Origin of the sequence: Haloarcula japonica DSM 6131 (assembly GCF_000336635.1) — an archaeon.
Classification (GTDB): domain Archaea; phylum Halobacteriota; class Halobacteria; order Halobacteriales; family Haloarculaceae; genus Haloarcula; species Haloarcula japonica.
In genome coordinates, this window is sequence record NZ_AOLY01000039.1 from 141,950 (window position 1) to 164,057 (window position 22,108).

Genomic DNA, 22,108 nt, shown 5'->3' on the forward strand with positions numbered 1-22,108 from the left:
AACGAAACACAGGGGCTTTTGAACTCTGGCCCGAACACGTTTCCATGGCGCAAGCGACCCGGGAGTACGGCGAATGGCCGCTCAAACGACTCATGACGGAAGTCGTCGGCTCCGGTCACAAATCGGCAGACGACATGACCCGCACACAGGCCCGGGAGGCGTTCCAGCGCATCCTCGGCGGCGAACCCGACCACACGACGCTCGGTGCGTTCTGGCTCGCCAACCGGTGGAAACGAAACACCCCCGAGGAGCTGGGTGCGTACGTCGACGTGATGTCCGAGGAATCGGTTGAGACAGCCACGCCGGACGCTGACCCGGTCGACTGCGGGGCCAACTACGACGGTAAGGGCCGGTCCGCGATTCTCGGCGTCGGCGCAGGCGTCGTCGCCGCCGCCGCCGGCACGCCCGTTGTCGTCCACTCCGGCGACCGCGTCCCGACGCAGAAGCAGGACGCCTACAAGCACGTACTGGACGAACTGGGCGTCCGGACGGAAATCGAGCCGAGCGAAAGCGCTGACATGGTCGATGAGGTCGGTTTCGGCTTCTACTATCAGCCGGAATTCAACCCCGGCATCGACGCCCTGTTCGAGCGCCGCGACAACATGGGCGTCCGGACCTTCGTCAACACTGTCGAAACGCTCGCGAACCCGGCCAACGCAAGCGTGCATCTGGGCAGCTTCTACCACCTAGCGTTCGCCAAAAAGATGGTCCGAACGCTCACCAACGCCGAGACTAGCGGCGTCGAGCGTGCCCTGTTCTTCCAAGGGATGGAGGGCTACGACGACGTGCGCCCCGGCGAGACAGTCGTCGCCGAGTGGCCCGTCGAGGGCGAAGCATCCGACGACGAGGACATCGCGGACTTCGAGATCCGCACCGGCGAGTACGGGATGGACATCGAGAGCGAGGACCTGCAGGTAGACGACGTGGCCGAGGAATCGGCGGCGATAACCGAAGCCGTGCTGGCCGGCGAGCGCGAGGACGGCTTCGCCGACGCTATCGCGCTCAACGCCGCGCTCCGCATCTACGCCCGCGAAGACGCCGACAGCATCCAGGACGGCCTCGACCAGGCCCGCGACGCGATTTCTGACGGCAGTGCAGCGGAGACGCTCGACGATCTTCGGGCCTTCTAATCCGGGGACCGCGAGCAGAGCGGAATCCACTTCTACCGAGCGTGCAAAGGTGGTCTGATGGGACAACACGCTAGCGCTCGTGACAGCTCTGCGTGGACGGTACCCGCCGCAGAGACCCCCGGCATCCACGAGCTGGTCGATACCAACGGTATCAGACTCCACACCGTGACCGCCGGGCCGCCGGACGGCGACCTCGTCGTCCTGTTGCACGGCTTCCCGGAGTTCTGGTACGCCTGGAAACATCAGATTCCGGCGCTCGCGGATGCGGGCTACCGCGTGGTCGCGCCGGACCTCCGTGGGTACAACCATTCCGACAAGCCCGACTGCGTCGCGGCGTACCATATTGACGAACTGGTCGCCGACGTCGCGGGCCTTATTTCGGCGTTCGACCGCGAGCAGGCCCACGTGGTCGGTCACGACTGGGGCGGCGTAATCGCCTGGCAAACCGCCATCGACCGTTCCGATGTCGTCGACCAGCTCGCGGTCCTGAATGCACCCCACCCGTCAGCGTACGAGCGAGAGCTCCGCCGCTCGGTCGACCAACTGCTTCGGTCATGGTACGTGCTGTTCTTCCAGCTTCCCATGCTTCCGGAGATTTGCCTCCGGTGGAACGATTTCGCCATGCTGGAGCGTATCCTGACCGACGGGCCGACCCGTCCGAGTGCGTTCACCGAGACAGACATCGAGCGGTACAAGCGGGCGCTCGGGCAACCGGGTGCGCGTACGGCCGCAGTCAACTACTACCGGGCGCTTGTCCGGCGGAACGCAAAGCTGACGCTCACGCAGGGCGGCGTCGGCAACCGTCCAGTGACAGCGTCGACGCTCCTTGTCTGGGGTGTGCAGGACGATGCGCTCTCGCTCGATCTGACTCAGGACCTCGAAGAATGGGTCCCGGACTGCCGAGTCGAGCGGCTCCCGGCGGCGAGCCACTGGGTCCAGTTCGACGCCCCCGAGCAGGTGTCGGAGCTACTGCTGTCACACCTACCGTAGTCCGGTATAGCGAACAGCCGACACTCTCGCTCGCGTGGCGACGTGTCGGGCTCCCGCGTCCCGCCACACGACGGCTACTTAGACCATGGCAGCGCTGGCCCCGTTGTAGTACTTGAACTTTCGGTCAGTGGGCAGGCTTTTCTGCCGGGCTTCCCTCCGATTGAGTATGAGCGACCTGACTGCGACCCTCCACACGACAGAGGGCGAGATCGAAGTCGAACTGTACGACGAGCGCGTGCCGACTACCGTTGAGAACTTCGTCGGTCTGGCCGAAGGGGCCGACGACTACGACGGGACCGAAATCGGCCCAGGGACTGGCGCGTGGGAAGACCCCGAATCCGGCGAGAAGCGCATCGACCCGCTGTACACTGACATCGACATCCACCGTATCATCGAGGACTTCATGATCCAGATGGGCGACCCGACCGGCACCGGCCGCGGCGGCCCCGGCTACTCCTTCGACGACGAGTTCCACGACGAACTCAGCCACGACGGCCCAGGTGTCCTCAGCATGGCCAACAGCGGCCCGAACACCAACGGCTCACAGTTCTTCATCACGCTCGACGCTCAGCCCCACCTCGACGGCAAACACGCCGTCTTCGGGAAGGTCATCGACGGGATGGAGGTCGTCGAATCCATCGGCAACGTCGACACCGACCGCAACGACGCGCCGACCGAGGAAATGCTCCTGGAATCGGTCGAAATTCACCGGTAACCACACAACATTTTCGTCGTTCCGACCGAGCAACCGATAGTGGCACACGTCAAGCGACTCACCGTCTACCCCGTCAAGGCGCTGGACGGCATGGACTGCGAATCGGTATCGATCCGCCCAGGCGGCACACTGGCGCACGACCGCGAGTTCGCCATGTTCGACGCCGATGGCGACGTGGTCAACGGGAAGCGGACCGACCGCGTCCACGACATCGACACCAGTTACGACACCAGAACGGGAACACTGTCGGTCACCACCGACGGCGATAGCGTGTCGTTCGAACTCCGGGATGCAGGTGAACGCACCCGGGCCGCCGAGTGGCTCAGCGAATTTTTCGATGTGGACCTGACTGTCGAGCACGACGAGACGCTTGGCTACGTCGACCGGCGAGAGATGGGGCCGTCGGTCATCAGCACCGCGACGCTGGAAACCGTGGCGTCGTGGTTCGACGACGTGACAGTTGCCGGGCTGCGACGGCGACTCCGCGCGAACGTTGAGGTCGGCGGGGTCCCGGCGTTCTGGGAGGATCGGTTCGTCGGTGCGGACGCTCCTGCCTTCCGGGCCGGCGGCGTTCGCTTCGAAGGGGTGACTCCCTGCGGTCGCTGTGTGGTCCCTCAGCGGGACCCCGACACCGGCGAGGAAACACCGGAATTCCGGGAGCAGTTCATCGAACGCCGGCAAGAGACGTTCCCGGAGTGGGCCGACCGCGACGCCTTCGACCACTTCTACACCCTGATGCTCATCTCCCGTGTTCCCGAGGCCGACCGTGGCGCGGACCTCGCCGTCGGGGACCCCGTCGAGGTCGTGCCGGCGGCCGAACCGTAGCGAGGTGCGACAGCGAGACCGACAATCGAAAGACGGTCCGTCTCGAATAGGGCGTAATGGCAGACGCGGACGATCACGTCGACCCGAGCGAGTTCGGCGAACAGGACGGCCCCCCGGTCGAGGAGAAGCCGTACAAGATAATTTTCGAAGCCAACAAGTGCTTCGGCGCGGGCAAGTGCGCCGAGAAGTCACGTAACTGGACGCTCGACCTAGACACCGGCATCGCCAAGCCCGAGGCCTACTTCATCGACGAGGAGGACCTCGATCACAACGTCGCGGCCGCGGAGGCCTGCCCGGCGAAGAAAGACCGGGGCATCATCCACGTCATCGACCGACGAACAAACGAAGAAATCGCCCCGGACCCGAACGGCGACGGGTCACTCTCCGTCGACTGGTAGCGCAGTTTCTGATAGCAGCAGTTCTACCACCATCTATCAGTCCGCGTAGATACCGGTGCGCGCGGTCAAAGCCGCCGAGAACTCGGTTCTACGGGGGTGAATTTCCGCATCCAGAGAACAGCCGCTACAGTATATATCATGTAAGATTACTATAGATAATAAACTGAATTTCTTCATGCGAGCAGTTTAATATTTCAAGCTACTGTATGACATAACTTCTATTTGTAGGGGGCAATTTGGGTATCAATATGCCACGTTCAAGTAGCATGGAACGGCGATCGTTTCTGAAAGCAACGGGCAGTGCCGCGGCGGCCGCAGCGCTGGCGGGATGTTCCAGTGATAGTGAGGGGACTGAGGGAGCAGAGGAAGGGACCGGCGGTGGTATGGACTCGACGGACTCCAGTGGGGGCGATGTCGGGACCGACCTGAAACAAGAAGGGGACCTCTGGCGGGTCAACACGGGGACGATGACGACGATGGATCCGATCGAGGCGACCGACACCCAATCGGGAATCGTCATCCAGCAGATGTTCGACCCGCTGATGAACTATCCCGACAGTCAACCCGCTGTAGAGGGGCTTATGGCTGCGGACTATGAGGTATCTGATGATTTCACGACCTACACGTTCCAGTTGAAAGACGCAACCTTCCACAACGGGGACACCGTAACTGCCAGTGACTTTGTCTACGCGTTCGAGCGGCTGACTGCATCCGACAACTCCAGTCGTGCCTATTTCGTTCTGGACTCACTGGGCGTGACACACGAAACGACGACCGAGACGATCGACGGCGAAGAACAGGAAGTGTACAAGCCGGGGACGCTCGGTGTCGAAGCTGTCGACGAAACAACGCTCGAGATCCAGCTGGAGTCACCGTTTGCCTCCACGCTGGAGATGCTCGCGTACTCCTCCTTCGCACCGGTTCCAGAGGGCATGATCGGCGACATCGAAGGGTACGAGGGCGAGGTGACACAGGCCGAGTTCTCAAGTTCAAGCCCGATCGGCAACGGTCCGTTCGAGTTCGACACGTGGGACTCCGGCACTGAGGCCAGAGTCAGCGCGTACGACGACTATTACGGTGAGAACCCGAACGTCGACGGCGTCCACTTTGCAGTCATCGAGAGCGATTCGGCCCAGTACAACTACGCGATGAACCGCAACGCCGACATCTTCGAACTCCCCACGGCGCAGTACGACCCCGGGAAGGTATCCGTCGAGGAGGAAGACGACCAGGGTCGTCAGAACGGAACCTACGGCGAGTTGCGTAACGGCGCCACGGCCAATTACTCCGGTGTGTCGAACATCGGGGTATTCTATCTCGGCTTTAATATGGCCAGCGTGCCCAAGCCGGTTCGTCAGGCGGTCGCATACGCGATGAACCAGCACACCGTTGTCGAGCAGGTGTTCAAACAGCGCGGCGAACCCGCGTACAACTTCACGCCGAAATCCATCTTCCCCGGCGGCCCCCAGAACTACAACGACCGCGCCGAAAACGAGTACCCGTACGGCTACGACGACAGCCAGCTCGGAGAGGCCCGCTCGGTGATGGAAGAGGCTGGCTACGGCGATAACGAGCGTGTCGCCATCGAGCTGACAATCTACGAGTCCGGCGTCTGGAGCGAAACTGCGAGCATTCTTCGGGACCAGCTTGAGAGCGTCTACATCGACCTCGAAGTCAATCAGGCACCGTTCAACACGCTCCTCGAACGCGGTCGCAACGGCGAACTAGAGATGTACTCGCTTGGCTGGGTCGCCGACTGGCCCGCCCCAGACAACTTCCTCCAGCTGCTGAACCCGCCACAAACCGATACGAGCCTCGATTTCCCGATCTCGTACGTCAACTGGCAGCCGGAGAACGGCGACGCTGCACAGCGGGCTGAGGAGGCGTATCAGTCAATCGCCGAGAACCCGGCACCGACGGAAGAAGATCAGGCTGCCCGGAACGACGCATACGTCCAGCTTGAGGACGCCAACTGGGAAGACGTCGCAATGCTGCCGGTGTATCACGAGCTGACTGAGCTGTTTTGGTACGACCACGTCGACTTCACGCCGCCAGCCGGGATGGGGCCGAGCCGACAGAAGATGAACACTGTGTCGCTCGGAGACAGATAGTAATCGCGTCCCCGCTGGCGTAATCGTCCCCGTCACGGTTGGTGACGGGAATAACGCAGCCCTCAGAGATTATGAACTCACAAGTACCCGTACAACGGAGACAAGCTAAGCCATGAGCCGCGCTACGTATATGCTCAAGCGCTTGGTACTGTCGATCCCTGTTATTATATTCGGAACGACAGTAACGTTCGCAATTATCCGGCTGGGACCCCTCAGTCCTGCAGCGGCGATCCTCGGCCCGCAAGGTGACGCTCGCGCGATTCAACAGATCGAGCAACGGTTGGGACTGAACGATCCGCTCTGGGAACAGTACTTCGACTTTATGGGAAATCTGTTCCTGTTCGATCTGGGCCAGTCGTGGGTAATCAACTCCGGCACGCCGGCCGTTGACCTCATCATCAGCTACGCACCGCGGACGATCTGGCTCGGATTCTGGGCGGTCGTGATCGCCATCGGAATCGGCATTCCGCTCGGCTTCTACGCCGGCCTGAATCCCAATACGTTCTCGGATTACTTCGCCTCCTTCGGTGGGATTGTCTGGCGAGCGATGCCGAACTTCTGGCTTGCGGTCATTCTGGTGACGGTACTCTCGCAGTCGGAACAGCTGTTTGGGTTCAGCTGGACCAGCTTCATCGTGGAAACGAACGTCGTTACCTCGCCGAACCTCGCCGTGCTGAGGAATCCTACGAGGCTGATAACTGACCCGGGGCAGGCATGGACCAACCTCGCGAAAGCGACAAAGCAGATACTGCCGCCCGCACTGGTGCTCGGGTCCGCGTCGATGGGTACGGAGATGCGTATCGGCCGAACTGCCGTTCTCGAAACGATCAACTCGAAGTACGTCGAGACGGCCAAGGCCAAGGGCGTCTCACCGCGGGTGCTGGTCTGGAAGCACATCTTCCGGAACGCGCTGATTCCACTCGTGCCGGTAATCACTGCGGAAGCGTTCATCCTGATCGGCGGGTCAGTGCTCGTCGAGACTGTCTTCTCGATCAATGGCATCGGCCTGCTGTTCGTCAAGGCGGCAAAACAGGGTGACCTACCGCTTGTTGGAACTCTGATGTATCTATTTATCCTCCTTATCGTCGGGCTGAATATCGTACAGGACTTCGCGTACACAATTATCGATCCACGCGTGGGGTACGACGCATGATGGAGACAGAACCCACCGAAGACATCGATCAGCCGTTGCGGGACCGGCTCAAGGCACACCCCGGGCCGGCACTGCTGTGGGGTGCCGTCCTCTGTGTCCTGTTACTGCTTGAGGGACCAACGTATCTCGATGGGCTGCTGGGTGCGATAGGCTACGGACTCGCACTGCTCCCGGGATCGCCCGGTGCCGAGGCGTTCGCCAGTGCATCAGCCTTCTTCGGCGAACTGCCACATCTGCTGAGCCGAGAACTGATACCCAACCGGGGGTACTACGACGGGAGCGCCTGGCAGGGCACGTTCCTCGGCCTCGAGCCCAAGTACGCATGGCTCATCCGTTTCCTGCTGGTGTATGCATACGTTGCAGTCCTGCTGGGCTGGCTGTGGTACGGCTACGTGCTCTTCCGCCGGCACTATCGCGCTGCTGACTGGACGCCAACTGACGACGTCATCGACCGACTCCGAAGCCACTACTGGGGCCTGTTCGGGCTCGCTGTCGTCGTCTTCTTCATTACGATGGCCGCGTTCGCGCCCGTTATCGGCCCAACGACGGCCGAAGAGAACATTGAAGGACCGTACTCCTACGATATGCAGTACTACAACGAGGACACGGAGACGGTCGAAAATATCACCATCGGCGAAGCGAACCTCGGTTCCGCCTCCCGTGGTAGCGGGGACAGCAATGTCGGGATCTGGAGTTACGACGACTTCGGGCGGTTCCACCCTGTCGGAACGCTCGTCAGCGGCAAGGACCTGTTCACCTTCCTCGCCTTTGGCGCACGGGTGTCGCTGTTCATCGGCCTCGGGTCGATGGCGATTGCAGGCGTTATCGCGACGACGCTGGCATTAGTTACCGCCTACTACAAGGGGGTGGCCGACCTCATCGTGGTACTGACCAGTGACTCCGTGCAGGCAATGCCAGCATTGCTGTTGGTAATTCTTGCGACAGTTGTATTCAAGAACCACTGGATAGCAGAGTTATACAACGGGGCGATGCTGTTCATCCTCCTGTTTGCGTTAATACGCTGGCCAGGGTTATGGCGAGCAGTACGTGGCCCCGCGTTACAGGTCGGCGAACAGGAGTGGGTCGACGCGGCAAAGAGTTACGGCCAGCGACCCACTGTGATTATGCGGAAACATATGGCACCGTATATCCTCGGCTATCTCCTGGTTTACGCCTCCCTGACGCTCGGTGGCGTCATTATTTCCGTCTCTGCCCTCTCGTTCATCGGACTCGGGATTACCGCCCCGACTCCTGAGTGGGGTCGGGCGATCAACATCGGGCAGCAGTACGTCGCCAGTCAGTCCTGGCACATCTCGCTCATTCCGGGTCTCCTGATTACGCTGGTTGTCACTGGATTCAACGCGCTAAGTGACGGGATTCGTGACGCTATCGACCCACAGAGCGAGGGTGCTGAAGGCGGTGCAGCTGGCGCGGCCGCCGGAGGTGGTGGCGGATGAGCCACACCGAAGACGGCGAGCCGCTGCTGGCCGTTGACAACCTCCGGACCGTGTTCCACAGCGATCGAGAGGAGATCCGTGCTGTCGACGGGGTATCCTTCGAAATCGCTCGTGGCGAGACGCTCGGTATCGTCGGCGAATCCGGCTCCGGCAAGAGCGTCACCGCACGCTCGATAATGGGACTGGTCGACAGTCCGGGCGAAATCCGCGAAGAGTCGTCTATACGGTTAGACGGGCGAGAGCTGACGACGCTTTCGGAGAAGCAATACCGGTCAGTTCGTGGCGGGGACATCGCGATGGTGTTTCAGGACCCGCTGAGCTCACTCAACCCGGTGTACACTGTCGGGAACCAGATCATCGAGGCGCTGGAGCTCCACCGCGATATGGAAGGGGCCGAAGCCAAGTCGGAAGCCATCGAACTGCTGCGTGCGGTCGGCATCCCCGACGCGGCGCGGCGTGTCGATGAGTTCCCACACGAGTTCTCCGGCGGGATGCGCCAGCGAGCCGTCATCGCGATGGCACTGGCCTGTGACCCGGACCTGCTCATCTGTGATGAGCCGACGACAGCGCTCGACGTCACCATTCAGGCCCAGATTCTGGACCTGTTACAGGAAATCCAGGCGGAGCGTGACATCGGTATCATGTTCATTACGCACGACATGGGCGTCATCGCGGAGGTCGCCGACCGCGTCGCCGTGATGTACGCCGGCGAAGTCGTCGAGCGAGCACCCGTAGAGGAACTGTTCGCGAACCCACACCATCCATACACACAGGGACTCCTGCAGAGTATTCCCGGCCGAAACCCCAGTACGGATCGGCTGCCTACTATCGAAGGAGACGTACCGACGCCACACGAATCGGCGTCGTACTGCCGGTTCGTCAGCCGATGCCCGAAGGGCTTCGACGAGTGTGAACGAGTTCATCCCGCTCACGTGGAGGTCGGCGACTCAGCAGACCACACTGCCGCGTGTCTCCTGTACCCCGAAGATATGCCTACCGATGACACTGTGACACAGCACGAAGAGAACGCGGACCAGACAGGCGTCGAAGCAGACGAAGCGCTGTCAGCGGACGACTGGCCGGCTGCGGAGCGAAACGCCGGAGAGGATACCAGTTCGGTCGGGTCTGAAGACAGCGATGCCCGGGCTGACGGTGGCCACGGCCACAGTGCCGGGGACAGCGGCGGACACCGCAACGGAGGGGACACAGATGAGTGAATCAGTTGTCGACACTGTGTCGCACCAGACCGGCGAGACGTTGCTCGATGTGCAGGACCTGAAAACCTACTACGAAGACGGTGGATTGCTCGGAGGCGACCCGGTGAAAGCCGTCGACGGCGTGAGCTTCGAAATCTCGCGCGGCGAGACGTTCGGGCTAGTCGGTGAATCCGGCTGTGGGAAGACAACCCTGGGTCGGACGCTCATTCAACTGGAGACAGCGACGTCCGGCACGGTTTCCTTCGATGGGACGGATATAACTGAGCTCAGCGGCGGCGACCTCAAGGAGTGGCGCCGCAACGCCCAGATGGTGTTTCAGGACCCCGAGTCGAGCCTCAACGACCGGATGACTGTCGGCGAAATCATCCGCGAGCCGCTGGACGTTCACGAACAGGGCACGGCCCGCGAGCGTCGGGAGAAGGTGCGGACACTGCTCGACCAGGTCGGGCTCATGCCGGAGCACTACTACCGGTATCCCCACCAGTTCTCCGGCGGACAGCGGCAGCGAATCGGCATTGCTCGCGCACTCGCACTCGAACCGGAGTTCGTCGTCCTCGACGAGCCCGTTTCGGCACTCGACGTGTCCGTTCAGGCCCAGATACTCAATCTGTTGGAGGAACTGCAAGAGGAGTTCGGTCTCACGTACCTCTTCATCGCACACGACCTGAGCGTGGTTCGGCACATCTGTGACCGCGTCGGGGTGATGTACCTCGGGAACCTCATGGAGGTCGGGCCGACGGAACAGCTGTTCCAGCGCCCGGAAAACCCATACACGCGCGCATTGCTGTCGGCGATTCCGGAACCGGACCCGACAGTTCAGGTGGACCGGATTACCCTGCCGGGATCACCACCGAGTCCACGGGATCCGCCGGAAGGGTGTCCCTTCGCAACGCGGTGTCCCGTCCGGATTCGGCCCGAGGACATAGACGCTAGCGATGCGGTGTGGGACCGGATTCGGGAGTTCCGGGATGTCATTCGCGAGCGGTCCCGTGCGGAACAGTCGATCGGTGAGCGGCTCAAGGAACGACTCGGGTTCGACACCGCGCTGGCCGACAGCGAGGAAATCGTCGACGAGGAGTTCAGCGACGTAGACCTCCCGCGGGACGTACGGGAGCACGTCGAACAGGCTGCAACGTACCTCAGTGATGGCGACCCCGACGCCGCCCGTGCCTATCTCAGAGAAGTGTTCGGCGGTCAGTGTGACACCGAAACGCCGCAGTACTACGATGTCGACGACGGACGGATGAGCTTCTGTCACCGGCACGCACAGGAGCACGTCTCCCCTGGCGACGAACTGCGCCGACGTGGATACGACACGCACGATGGATAACCTGGCGGGAAAGGTACTCGATCTGCTGTGGTACGCCCTCGGCGTAACGCTCACAGCCACGCTTATCGGTAGCGTGCTCTCGCCGCTCCGTGGCGGTGGCTGGGTGACAGTGAAGTTCGTGCTGTTTTTCGTCGGCTTCGCGCTGTTCGGCTACGCCTCGGTCACGCTGTGGCGTGCGCCGTCTCTCGATTCCGACGAGCCCGGCGAATCCGGCGTGTCGTTCGGTGTGTCAGCGCGCAAGCGGACGCCATTTGAGTCGCTGCTGGCTCGTGTCGTCCCGCCTCTCGATACGCTCGCCCCGCCCGAAGACCGACTCTCGCCGCCGGTGAAACTCTTCGTTGCGAGCCTGTTTGTCCTCGGACTCTCTCTGAGCATGGAGGTCGTTTTCGGCGTCCAGTGACACCACCATTTACCTCCCGCGGACGTAACGACAGGATATGGTTAAGACAGGTGGCGAGGGGACAGACGACCTCGAACGGCTTGCTGCCGGTTCGGACGACCGCAAGGCGTCGTGGAAACAGACGCTAGAAGAGACACAGGCACTGGCGGATCAGCGGCGTTCTAACGGCCGCGAGGCCGTCGTCGTCCCGGCCGGGGATGCCGGCCTGCGGACAGTCGACGATGGTGACAGACTCGAACTCGTGTTCGTCATTCCGGGCAATAAGGCCGAGGACGTGACGCGACTGGTCGAATCGAACCCCCTCGAAGCGTATGACGTGTACCGGCGGACGGTCGGAGAGCAGGCGTTTCTGGCCATCGAATACTTTGACCCGGACACCGCGTCGCTGTTCATCGCTGGCGCATACGAGCTTCGAGACGCCGGAAACGCGGTTACTGCTGCGAACGACGGTGCGACGTTCCAGACGTTGCTCAGGAAACTGGACGGGACACCGGTTGCGACGTTCGACCACACGGACCGGACGAAGTTCCTCCCGACCGACAGACTCCCAGTCGAGGAGTAGGGATCAGTGTCGGAGGGAGTGACAGTCGAATCGGTGTGTCACAACCCTCATCAAGTGCCGCCGACGTGACGGCGGTGGGACACGAGAGGCCATCTCGCAGTCCAAGACCGAAAGGACCATTCACTAGCCCCCGCAGAGTTCAATCTGCGCGAGGGTAGCCGAGCTTGGCCAAAGGCGGTGGGCTTAAGACCCGCTCCCGTAGGGGTCCGTGGGTTCGAATCCCATCCCTCGCATAAATCCGCTCGAACGATGTGAGAGCGTGTGAACCGTTTTGATGGCGATTCGAACCACCGTCCAGCAGATACCGTGGCTCGGAGACAGTTCGCCGCAAACGGTCACAAGATGCAACGCTGATCGCTCACCGGAGACACGCACAGTAGTCCGACGTGTCCCAGATGTGGCATAGCTTGTGTAGGTGACAGATTCGAGTGCGGTAGTGACACGACGGAGAGTGTCCGGACACGACGCGTTTTTGCACGTCTGTGGCCTATACCGTCGTAATGACTGATGTGCCAGATGACGTTGCCGAAGCGTTCGGCCGACACGATGCGCTCGTCCCGGCCGGGGATAGCTACGCGGTCGAGACGACGAACTTCGACGGCCGCGTGACTGCGACCGAGGGCGAGGAGTGGCGGACGAACTACGAGGTGACGGTCAGAGCGCCGTCGCTACAGGCCGCGACAAGCGACGAAGTCGGTGACGCCGTCATCGACGGCTGGCTCGAAACGATGGAACGACGGCTGGAGGACGCACCGAAAGCGACCCGAACTGCCGTCGAACTGGACGATTACAGCGTCGTCGAAGACGGCGAGCAGGTCGTGGTCACGTTCGAGTACACGATGGGTGGCGAACGGCAGGCCGCGGACGTCGCCAAGACCTTCGTCGAATACGTCGAGGGGACGTACGTCGAAGGCGTCATTCCTGGCTACGACTACGTCGGCGTCGTGGCTGACCTGCTCAACTCTGCGAGTACCGGCGGGAGCGAGGGCTCTCGTGGCGGGACGCCGCTGTAGCTGTACGATTCTAGGTGCGGAAAACCGTGGCCGCGTCGTTTAGTCCATCGCGATATAGGTCTGTGTCGTTTCGACGCCCTGGATTTCCTGGATATGTGTCGCTGCGACGTCCTTGACTTCGGCGGGCGTCTCTACGTTGACTTTTGCGATGAAGTCGACGTCACCGGCGACGATATGGGCCTCGACAACGCCGTCGACGGCTTCGATGTCGTCTTTCAGACGGTCCGCGTCACCGGTGTGGGCTTTGACCATAACGTAGGCAATGACCATATTCAGGCACCTCCAAGCGCGGTCGCGCGTTCTGATTCACCGACAACGATACTACGGACATCGGAGAGCGTCCCGAAGTCGGCCAGTATCACGACTCGGTCACCGGCCTCTAGCGTTTCGTCCGGGTCGGGAATGGCGAGCGGGTCCTCACCTTTCCCGTGCGCCATCAGCCGGGAATCCGACGGAAGCTCCAGTTCCGACAGCGTGTACCCTTCCATCGGCGACTGCCGCTGGATGGTAAACTCCACGAGCTGGAGGTTCTGTGCGATGTCGGCGACTGCGCGGATGTTCCCGCCCAGCAACGCGTTCTTGGCGGCGATAGCGCCCAGCCGTTCGGGGTAAATAATCTCGTCGACGTCGGAGGCGTAGCGTCGGTAGATCTCCTCGCGGTAGTCCTCGTCGATACGCATAACGGTTCGACAGCCGTGTTCCTTGGCGATCATACAGGCGACGAAGTTGTCGTTCAGGTCGCCGGTGAGCGCGCCGAGTGCGTCAGCAGCTTCGAGATCGGCGTTGCCGAGCGTTTCCTCGATAGCGCCGTCGCCCGCGATCACCTCGAAACCAGCCGTTCGCGCGCGCTCAACTGCGTTCTCATCGCGCTCGATGAGGACAACTTCGTGGCCACTCTCTTGCAGGACGCGAGCCGTCCGCAGTCCGACACGACCTGCACCCACGATAACGAATCGCATACACGCTCCTATGGGGCGGGGGTGAATAAAAGTACCCACCCGGTAGAACCACCGGACGACTTGACCACGCTATCAAACAATACAGCCGTTGTTTTTCCCTGACGGAACCTTTTTCGTGCTATGATACGACACACCACAATATGGTTAGCGCGTTCATTATGATCAAGACCGCTGCCGGCAAATCAGAAGAACTCCTTGCGGCAGTTCGCGACGCCGAGGGCATCACCGAGGCACACATCGTCGCCGGGCAGTACGATATCATCGCCGAAGCGACGGGCACGGAGGTGTACGATATCATGCAGTCGGTCTCGGGTCACGTCCGTGATCTCAACGGTGTCGCTGACACGCGCACGTACATCTGTTTAGAGTGAGCGAGCCACGTTGTTTCGACACGGCAAAGGGACTTGCCGCCCTACGTCGAACATGGTCAGTGTCGCCGGTATTATCGGCCTGCTCGTCATCGTGCTGGTCAACAGTGCTGTGACGGCGCTCATGACGCGCTTTTTCCGCGTCCGCTTGCACACGCGATGGGGAAGCCTCGTCTACTCGCTGCTCCTCTGTCCGGTCGTCATGGTCGTCATCCTGCTGGTGTTGAGTGGCGTATTCCGTCTCGGCGCGGACCTCGGGTCCACGACAGCCGTGCTGCTCGTGACTGTCGTTGTTCCACTCGCTACCGGGATGACGTTCGATTACTTCTGGATGCCTGCCCCCGACGAGGTCGAACTGCCGGCGTCGATGGACTAATCGAGAATCGCCGCTCGGACGCGTTCGTACACGGTGTCTGGATCGGCGGTTGCGTCGACGCGTACGAACCGCTCCGGGTCGGCGTCAATGAGTCGCTCGTAGTTATTACGAACCGTTGAAAGATAGTCAGCAGTTTCGAACTTGTTCGTCGCGCCGCTTCGCCGTGCGGCGGTTTCGGGATCGAGATCGAGATACACGGTCCGATCCGGCGGACGGGTCCACGGGGCGTGGACCTCCCGGACGTACGACAGCGGGTCGTCGAACGTCTCACTAGCTTCGAGTGTCGCACCCTGATAGGCGTACCGCGAGTCGCTGTAGCGGTCGGAGACGACGAGCCGCTCCTCGCCGAGCGCAGGTCGGACCGTGTTCGAGAGATGCGCGGCGTGGTCGGCCGTGTAGAGGAACAGTTCGGCCAGCGAGTCCGCGTCGTCGTCGTCGATGGATCGCTGGACGGCGTCCCCGTACCAGGTGTCGGTCGGTTCGCGCGTGAACACGGCGTCATCGGGGACCGTGTCGTCGCTTCGGAGCCGTTCCCACACGGTCGTCTTGCCGCTCCCGTCCAATCCTTCGAGTGTGACGAGCATACCTCACAATCCGTGTGGGGGGACGTAAGCGCCCCGACCTCGACAGTGCATCCGTAAGCTGACACAAGTGACCGGACTGCGGGCCGGTCAGACGAACAAATACGCCCACCTTTACGGTTCTACCGACCGTACTGGAGTCTATGGATGTACTTGTCGTCGGCGGGACTGGATTCATCGGACAACACCTGTGCCGTGAACTCGACGACCGAGGACACACCGTCACTGCGCTGTCCCGGTCACCAGAAGATGCGACGCTTCCCAGTGATGTCAAAACCGTTACTGGGGATGTCACGGAGTACGACAGCATCGAGAGCGCGTTCGAGGGCCAGGACGCGGTGTATTATCTGGTCGCACTGTCGCCCCTGTTCAAGCCAGACGGCGGCGACAAGATGCACGAGCGGATCCATCTCGGCGGGACGGAAAACAGCGTGCAAGCCGCGGAGGAGCACGACGTTGAACGGTTCGTCCAGCTGAGCGCACTGGGTGCAGACCCCAATGGCGACACGCATTACATCCGGTCGAAGGGAGAGGCCGAGCGGGTCGTTACGGAGTCTTCGCTGGACTGGACCATCTTCCGGCCGTCGGTCGTCTTCGGCGAGGGCGGGGAGTTCGTCTCCTTCACGAAGCGTCTCAAAGGGATGTTCGCGCCGGGCGTTCCGCTGTATCCGCTCCCCGGCGGCGGCAGACAGACGAAGTTCCAGCCCATCTGGGTCGGCGACCTCGTGCCGATGCTCGTCGACAGTATCGAATCCGAAGAACACGTCGGCGAGACCTACGAGATCGGTGGACCGGAAGTTCTGACGCTCAGGGACGTGACAAATCAGGTGTACGATGCCGAAGGGTCGTCGGTAAGCATCGTCCCGCTTCCGATGCCGCTAGCGAAGGTCGGTCTCTCTGTTCTGGGGAGCGTCGGGTTCCCGATGGGTGCCGACCAGTACCGCTCACTCAAATTCGATAACACTCCGGCAACGAACGAAATCGACGCGTTCGGCGCTAGTAGTGGCTCTCTAACGACACTCAGCGGATACCTCCACGGATAAGCGTCGACAGTAGCCACCCCCTAAAGAGAGTTGTGTTAGCTAGTATTGATTTTCAATCCTGGCTTTCACGGCTGAGATCCGGGCAAAACACTTATACTCGCTATCGCTCTTTGACCCTTTAAGCGGAGAACCATATAATGAAACTGGCGATGATCGGCTTCGGGCAGGCCGGTGGCAAAATTGTGGACAAATTCCTCGAGTACGACAAGGAGACCGGCTCGGGAATCGTCCGCTCGGCTGTTGCCGTCAACACGGCGAAAGCAGACCTGCTTGGGCTAGAACACATTCCGGAAGAGAATCGAGTGCTTATCGGCCAGGCCCGCGTCAAGGGCCACGGCGTAGGCGCGGACAACGAACTCGGCGCGGAAATCGCCGAAGAGGACATCGACGAGGTGCAGGGTGCGATTGACAACATCCCCGTCCACGAAGTCGACGCCTTCCTCATCGTCGCCGGTCTCGGCGGCGGGACGGGGTCGGGCGGGTCACCGGTCGTCGCGAAACACCTCAAGCGCATCTACACCGAACCGGTGTACGGCCTGGGCGTCCTGCCGGGCAGTGACGAGGGTGGCATCTACACCCTCAACGCCGCCCGCTCGTTCCAGACGTTCGTGCGCGAGGTGGACAACCTCATGGTGTTCGACAACGACGCCTGGCGACAGACCGGCGAGTCCGTCGAGGGCGGCTACGACCACATCAACGAGGAGATCGTCCGGCGCTTCGGCGTGCTGTTCGGGGCCGGCGAAATCGAGGCCGGCGACAACGTCGCAGAGAGCGTCGTCGACTCCTCGGAGATCATCAATACGCTCGACGGCGGCGGCGTCTCCACCGTCGGCTATGCCTCCGAGGACGTAGAAGTCTCCTCGGGCGGCGGTGGCCTGCTCTCGCGGTTCAAGGGCGACGACTCGTCCGACGACTCGATGGACACGGCGAACACGACGAACCGCATCACGTCGCTCGTCCGGAAAGCCGCGCTCGGCCGGCTGACGCTCCCCTGTGAGATCGAGGGGGCGGAGCGTGCCCTGCTCGTGATGGCAGGGCCGCCGGAGCACCTGAACCGGAAGGGAATAGAGCGCGGCCGGAAGTGGCTCGAGGAGCAGACCGGTTCAATGGAGGTCCGCGGTGGCGACTATCCGACCAACGCCCCGAAAGTGGCCGCATCCATCCTGCTGGCCGGCGTCCACAACGTTCCCCGCATCAAGGAACTCCAGCAGGTCGCCATCGAGGCCCAGGACAACATCGACGATATCCGTAACCAAAGCGAAGATAACTTAGAGGACTTGGTCGAAGACGACGAAGATGAACTTGATCCGCTGTTCTAACAAGACCGCCGCACTCCTCTGTGTTGTCGCGCTGCTCGCGACCGCCGGCACAGCGAGTGCGTTCTCTGTCTCTGCCGAGGGAGTCCCGACCGAGACGGCCGTCGAGGAAGAGGTGTCGGTAACGTACACGATTGACGACCCGTTCACCGACGCACCGAACGAGTGGACGCTCGCCGGCTCGACCGAACTCAAAGACGTTAGCTGGACGGTCACTGTGTTGCGTGCGGGTAGCCAGGTGAGCCAAGAAACCTACGGCGACCAGTCCTTCGAGCAGGATCTGGAGATCGACAATAACGGAGACCAGGTTCGGGTCGAACTCGTCGGCACGACGCCGGCCATCTCGAACTACACATACGACCCGGCACAGAACTATCAGGTCGCCTCGCTCAGTCGTATCAGCGGGAGCAACGAGGACGAGTTCCGCAACGATACTGTTCACCACTACACTGAAGAGAGCCAGTCAGCGAGACAGGCAATCGACGACGCACAGGCCGCAATCGACGAAGCCGGTGGGAACGAAGAGGCCGAGGAGCTAGTCAGTAGCGCTATCTCCTCCTACGAGAACGGGAACTTCCAGAACGCCCAGGACCTCGCCGGGCAGGCCGAGAATCAGGCACAGCAGGCCCAGCAGAGCGCCCAGACCCAGCGAACGCTCCTGCTGATCGGTGGCGGACTCGTCGTCCTCCTGCTGCTGGTCGGCGGCGGCTACTACGCGTACACCCAGATGGGTGAGGACGACTACTCCAAGCTGTAATGCGTCTCGTCGTCCCCGTCTCGGGGTCTGACCCCAAAACGCGACTTGCATCCGTTCTTTCTCCCGACGAGCGCCGTGATTTTACCGAAGCGATGCTTGCAGACGTCGTCGACGCGGTGACAGCGGCGGGCCACGAACCGGAGGTCATCTCGACAGCACCGGTCGACTGTGCCGTGCCGGTCACCGTCGACGACCGCGGACTCGACCCGCTCGTCAACGACCTGCTCGCGTCGACAGTGACTAGCGGCGAAGGGGAATTTGCCGTCGTGATGGCAGATTTGCCGCTCATAACCCCGAAAAGCATCGAGCGACTGCTCGCCCCCGACGCCGACATCGTGCTGGCCCCGGGCCTGGGCGGCGGGACGAATGCCTTCGTCTGTCGGCACCCCGAGTTCATGGTCGACTACCACGGCGCGTCTATCCGCGACCACCGCCGGATCGCTCGGGACGTGGGAGCCGGCGTGGCCGAAATCGATTCCCGGCGGCTCGCGACCGACATCGACGAACCGGCCGACCTCGCTGAGGTGCTGCTACACAGCGACGGCGCGGCCGCGGACTGGCTCACTGACGCCGGTTTCAGTCTGTCGCTCACAGACGGCCGTGTCACCGTGAGCCGCGAGTGAAGGTTTTTATTTGTGGGGTGCACACCCCGGGACGTGATACCCGGCACGGACGCGTATGACGTCGCTATCGAGATCCCGGACGCCGATATCGAGCGCCTGCTGTCGGTGATGCCCGAGGACGTCGAGGCCGCGTCGGCGCTGTCCTACTGCCGGAACGTGTTCCTACCGCTGACGACCGCGTGCCGATACACCTGCACCTACTGCACGTACTACGACCCGCCGGGGCAAGCGGAGCTGATGGACCGCGAGGAAATCCGCGAGACCTGTCGTCGCGGGGCCGACGCCGGCTGTACCGAGGCGCTGTTCACCTTCGGAGACGACCCGGACAGCCGCTACACTGCGATCCACAACCAGCTCGATGAATGGGGCCACGACTCCATTCACGAATACCTCCGAGAGGCGTGTGAAATCGCGCTGGAGGAGGGGTTGCTCCCCCACGCCAATCCCGGCGACCAGACGCACGAGCAGATGGCCCACGTCGCCGACCTGAACGCCTCGATGGGCGTGATGCTGGAGACGACTACGGACGTCCAGGCCCACGGCGGCCCGCGAGCGAAAAGCCCCGGTCAGCGGCTCAATACCCTCCGCGTGGCCGGCGAACTCGGCGTGCCGTTCACGACTGGTATCCTCGTCGGTATTGGCGAGGACTGGCACCACCGCGCCGAGAGCTTGCTCGCCATCCGTGAGATGCACGAGCGCTACGGCCACATTCAGGAGGTCATCGTCCAGCCCGTCGTCGAGAACGAGCGCTGGCAGGGCGGCTCTCCCGATCTGGCGACAATGCGCCGGGTAACGGCGATGGCCCGCGCAGCGCTTCCCGAGGAGGTATCGGTGCAGGTCCCCCCGAACCTCGCGCCCGCCCGTGACCTGACCGACTGCGGCATCGACGACCTCGGCGGCGTCTCACCGGTCACGGTCGACCACATCAACCCCGAGTACGAGTGGCCCGCGCTACAGGAGCTGACGGCCGTCGCCGAGGCCGCCAAGGTACCACTGACGGAGCGGCTGCCCGTCTACGACCGATTCGTCGACGACGGCTGGCTCTCGAAGCCCATCGAGACGGCCATCGAGGCCGATGACGAGGCCGGCGAACGGTTCCGGTCGATACTGGACCGGGGTGTGAATCCAGTGACGCTGTGACACCGGCGACCAGCCCCTCAGGTGAACGGTCAGCCCGGCCAGAACAGACACCGGAAATCAATCACCTAGTTCTCTAGGCGATATCTACACAAACACTGGCGTACCAATATGTATCATGCCTGGGCGTGCCTCTGACAGCAGTGCCAGGCAGAATACTCTACCACGTCGACCACGGCCAGTGCCCAGCCGTGGTCCACTACTTTAATCGAGCAACGGCGTTCCGTCAGCTCGCGGCCCGAGTTGCGGGCCGAGCACGTCGGCGTCGGGGTCGATGACGCGGCGCTGCTCGTAGTCCGTCGAGCGCTCGACGGGCGTCCGGCCGATGGCGGTAATCATGTCGGCGTACTCCTGAAACGACCGGAACTCGCCGTAGTCGCCGCCCGCGCGCTTGGTGATCTCCTCGGAGAGGATGGTCCCCATGAAGTCGTCCGCACCGCAGGTGAGCATCTTCAGCCCTTGCGTGTCGCCGTATTTGACCCACGAGGACTGGATGTGGTCGACGTTGTCGAGGAACAGTCTGGAGACGGCGATCAGCAGTTCGTCCTCGTCGATAGTCGCACCCGATTCGACCATGCCACGCTCGTACAGCGGCGTCTCCTCGTGGACAAAGGATAGCGGGACGAACTCCGTGATCGCACCGGTCCGGTCCTGCAGGTCGCGGATGCGCTGCAGGTGCAGCGCGCGGTGGCGCTCGTTCTCGACGTGGCCGTACATCATCGTCGAGGTCATGTCGAGGCCGACCGACGCGGCCGCCTCCATCGCTTCGAGCCACTCATCGGTGCGGATCTTGCCCGGACAGATGACGTCCCGGACCTCGTCGACGAGGATTTCCGCCGCCGTGCCGGGCACGCTATCGAGACCGGCGTCTTGCAGTCGACCGAACACCTCCTCGTAGGACCAGTCGGTGCCGCGGCGGGCGTGATAGGCCTCCTCCGGCGTCATCGAGTGGAGGTGGACGTCGCCGACATTCATCGCCCGAATCTGCTCACAGTATGTGGCCGGGTCTTTCTCGTACTCGCTGGGCGAGCGGTAGTTCAGGTCCCCGCGGTCGCTGGCTTCGAGGATCTCCCGGTGTTCGTCGTCCAGCGCGAGCGCGGGGTGGAGTCCCGACACCGAACAGACCTCGTAGATGCCCCGGTCGAGGGCATCTCGGACGATTTCGCGGGACTCGCTCGGCGTCTTCGTGAAGCCGCCGTGGTCCTCCTGGTACTCGCTTCGGAACTGCTCGGAGCGGTCCTTGAAGTTACAGAACAGACAGCCAGTGTTGCAGGCCGTTGTGACGTTGTTGTTGAGGTTTGCGACGAAAGTGACTTCATCGCCGACGACCTCCGCCCGGCGGCGGTCAGCCGCTTCGAGCACCTGCTCTTTCCGGTCGTGGTCGATGCCGTCCCGGTCGGTGCCCGTCGTGAAGAGTTCGACCGCGTCGTCGACTGTCAGTCGCGTCCCGTCGCGCGCCTTGGCCAGCGCGTTCTCGAACGACTGGTCAGTCGTCGGACGGTGCTCGAACTCGGTGGAACCGTCCGGCGTATCGACAGTCTCTGAGACATCCGGCATTGCTGAACAGGACGGCAAGAACGGTCAAAAGCGTATGGGTCCGCACATGGCCCACAAGGCCGACAGGGCGGTGAGCGGCGACGGACGGCC

The 22,108-nt window shown here is 62.2% G+C and carries 24 protein-coding genes and 1 tRNA gene; 21 read left to right on the plus strand and 4 right to left on the minus strand.

Annotated features, from left to right (window positions below; genetic code table 11):
- Positions 1–44 precede the first annotated feature (44 nt).
- From C444_RS15095 to C444_RS15160, 14 genes are all read left to right on the plus strand, one after another.
- Positions 45–1,130: an anthranilate phosphoribosyltransferase gene (locus C444_RS15095; RefSeq protein ID WP_004593856.1), complete on the plus strand. Its 1,086-nt coding sequence runs from the start codon at positions 45–47 to the stop codon at positions 1,128–1,130.
- Positions 1,131–1,187: 57 nt separating this feature from the next.
- Positions 1,188–2,120: an alpha/beta fold hydrolase gene (locus C444_RS15100; protein ID WP_004593857.1), complete on the plus strand. Its 933-nt coding sequence runs from the start codon at positions 1,188–1,190 to the stop codon at positions 2,118–2,120.
- 166 nt (positions 2,121–2,286) lie between these two features.
- Positions 2,287–2,835 (plus strand): peptidylprolyl isomerase, encoded by a 549-nt coding sequence (locus C444_RS15105; RefSeq protein WP_004593858.1) that lies wholly within the window; start codon positions 2,287–2,289, stop codon positions 2,833–2,835.
- Between the two features lie 39 nt (positions 2,836–2,874).
- Complete coding sequence (locus C444_RS15110; protein ID WP_004593859.1) at positions 2,875–3,660, plus strand: MOSC domain-containing protein; 786 nt, start codon at positions 2,875–2,877, stop codon at positions 3,658–3,660.
- Positions 3,661–3,716: 56 nt separating this feature from the next.
- Positions 3,717–4,058 carry a hypothetical protein gene (locus tag C444_RS15115; RefSeq protein ID WP_004593860.1) on the plus strand — a complete coding sequence of 114 codons (342 nt, stop codon included), beginning with the start codon at positions 3,717–3,719 and terminating at the stop codon, positions 4,056–4,058.
- A gap of 266 nt (positions 4,059–4,324) precedes the next feature.
- The gene (locus tag C444_RS15120; RefSeq protein ID WP_004593861.1) at positions 4,325–6,169 is read left to right on the plus strand and encodes an ABC transporter substrate-binding protein; all 1,845 of its coding nucleotides are present in this window, start codon (positions 4,325–4,327) and stop codon (positions 6,167–6,169) included.
- A 112-nt stretch (positions 6,170–6,281) separates the two neighbouring features.
- Complete coding sequence (locus C444_RS15125) at positions 6,282–7,322, plus strand: ABC transporter permease (protein WP_004593862.1); 1,041 nt, start codon at positions 6,282–6,284, stop codon at positions 7,320–7,322.
- The gene (locus C444_RS15130) at positions 7,322–8,779 is read left to right on the plus strand and encodes an ABC transporter permease (RefSeq protein ID WP_004593863.1); all 1,458 of its coding nucleotides are present in this window, start codon (positions 7,322–7,324) and stop codon (positions 8,777–8,779) included. The genes C444_RS15125 and C444_RS15130 overlap by 1 nt, the downstream gene beginning before the upstream one ends.
- Positions 8,776–9,996 carry an ABC transporter ATP-binding protein gene (locus C444_RS15135; RefSeq protein WP_004593864.1) on the plus strand — a complete coding sequence of 407 codons (1,221 nt, stop codon included), beginning with the start codon at positions 8,776–8,778 and terminating at the stop codon, positions 9,994–9,996. Before C444_RS15130 ends, C444_RS15135 begins: the two co-directional genes overlap by 4 nt.
- Positions 9,989–11,326 (plus strand): ABC transporter ATP-binding protein, encoded by a 1,338-nt coding sequence (locus C444_RS15140; protein WP_049909566.1) that lies wholly within the window; start codon positions 9,989–9,991, stop codon positions 11,324–11,326. The genes C444_RS15135 and C444_RS15140 overlap by 8 nt, the downstream gene beginning before the upstream one ends.
- Positions 11,319–11,726 (plus strand): DUF7555 family protein, encoded by a 408-nt coding sequence (locus tag C444_RS15145; protein ID WP_004593866.1) that lies wholly within the window; start codon positions 11,319–11,321, stop codon positions 11,724–11,726. The genes C444_RS15140 and C444_RS15145 overlap by 8 nt, the downstream gene beginning before the upstream one ends.
- 37 nt (positions 11,727–11,763) lie before the next feature.
- On the plus strand, positions 11,764–12,288 hold the full coding sequence (locus C444_RS15150) for a DUF7529 family protein (RefSeq protein WP_004593867.1): 525 nt from the start codon (positions 11,764–11,766) through the stop codon (positions 12,286–12,288).
- Positions 12,289–12,436: 148 nt separating this feature from the next.
- A tRNA-Leu gene (locus C444_RS15155) sits at positions 12,437–12,521 on the plus strand.
- Positions 12,522–12,788: 267 nt separating this feature from the next.
- Positions 12,789–13,301, plus strand: a complete 513-nt coding sequence (locus C444_RS15160; protein WP_004593868.1) for a DUF5813 family protein — start codon at positions 12,789–12,791, stop codon at positions 13,299–13,301.
- Positions 13,302–13,340: 39 nt separating this feature from the next.
- On the opposite strand, the gene C444_RS15165 is transcribed toward C444_RS15160, so the two are convergent.
- Together C444_RS15165 and C444_RS15170 are read right to left on the minus strand one after the other, a co-directional pair.
- A complete protein-coding gene (locus C444_RS15165; protein ID WP_004593869.1) occupies positions 13,341–13,571 on the minus strand; it encodes an Lrp/AsnC family transcriptional regulator in 231 nt (76 codons plus the stop codon).
- A 2-nt stretch (positions 13,572–13,573) separates the two neighbouring features.
- Positions 13,574–14,260: a potassium channel family protein gene (locus tag C444_RS15170; RefSeq protein ID WP_004593870.1), complete on the minus strand. Its 687-nt coding sequence runs from the start codon at positions 14,258–14,260 to the stop codon at positions 13,574–13,576.
- Between the two features lie 140 nt (positions 14,261–14,400).
- Between C444_RS15170 and C444_RS15175 the strand changes: the two genes are divergently transcribed.
- Together C444_RS15175 and C444_RS15180 are read left to right on the plus strand one after the other, a co-directional pair.
- On the plus strand, positions 14,401–14,631 hold the full coding sequence (locus C444_RS15175; RefSeq protein ID WP_004593871.1) for an Lrp/AsnC family transcriptional regulator: 231 nt from the start codon (positions 14,401–14,403) through the stop codon (positions 14,629–14,631).
- Positions 14,632–14,683: 52 nt separating this feature from the next.
- Positions 14,684–15,004, plus strand: coding sequence for a hypothetical protein (locus tag C444_RS15180; RefSeq protein WP_004593872.1), 321 nt, complete (start codon positions 14,684–14,686; stop codon positions 15,002–15,004).
- Here C444_RS15180 and tmk read toward each other — a convergent pair.
- Complete coding sequence (gene tmk / locus C444_RS15185) at positions 15,001–15,588, minus strand: dTMP kinase (RefSeq protein ID WP_004593873.1); 588 nt, start codon at positions 15,586–15,588, stop codon at positions 15,001–15,003. The genes C444_RS15180 and tmk overlap by 4 nt on opposite strands.
- Positions 15,589–15,728: 140 nt before the next feature.
- On the opposite strand from tmk, the gene C444_RS15190 reads away from it, so the two are divergent.
- The 5 genes from C444_RS15190 (at position 15,729) to cofG (ending at position 20,464) form a co-directional block, all read left to right on the plus strand.
- A complete protein-coding gene (locus C444_RS15190; RefSeq protein ID WP_004593874.1) occupies positions 15,729–16,628 on the plus strand; it encodes a complex I NDUFA9 subunit family protein in 900 nt (299 codons plus the stop codon).
- A 137-nt stretch (positions 16,629–16,765) separates the two neighbouring features.
- A complete protein-coding gene (locus tag C444_RS15195; protein WP_004593875.1) occupies positions 16,766–17,947 on the plus strand; it encodes a tubulin/FtsZ family protein in 1,182 nt (393 codons plus the stop codon).
- On the plus strand, positions 17,925–18,701 hold the full coding sequence (locus tag C444_RS15200; protein ID WP_004593876.1) for a hypothetical protein: 777 nt from the start codon (positions 17,925–17,927) through the stop codon (positions 18,699–18,701). The genes C444_RS15195 and C444_RS15200 overlap by 23 nt, the downstream gene beginning before the upstream one ends.
- Positions 18,701–19,324, plus strand: coding sequence for a 2-phospho-L-lactate guanylyltransferase (cofC, locus tag C444_RS15205; protein WP_004593877.1), 624 nt, complete (start codon positions 18,701–18,703; stop codon positions 19,322–19,324). Before C444_RS15200 ends, cofC begins: the two co-directional genes overlap by 1 nt.
- 33 nt (positions 19,325–19,357) lie before the next feature.
- Positions 19,358–20,464, plus strand: a complete 1,107-nt coding sequence (gene cofG / locus C444_RS15210; RefSeq protein WP_004593878.1) for a 7,8-didemethyl-8-hydroxy-5-deazariboflavin synthase subunit CofG — start codon at positions 19,358–19,360, stop codon at positions 20,462–20,464.
- Positions 20,465–20,665: 201 nt separating this feature from the next.
- Here cofG and cofH read toward each other — a convergent pair whose 3' ends face one another.
- Positions 20,666–22,018: a 7,8-didemethyl-8-hydroxy-5-deazariboflavin synthase subunit CofH gene (gene cofH, locus C444_RS15215; protein WP_004593879.1), complete on the minus strand. Its 1,353-nt coding sequence runs from the start codon at positions 22,016–22,018 to the stop codon at positions 20,666–20,668.
- Positions 22,019–22,108 lie beyond the last annotated feature (90 nt).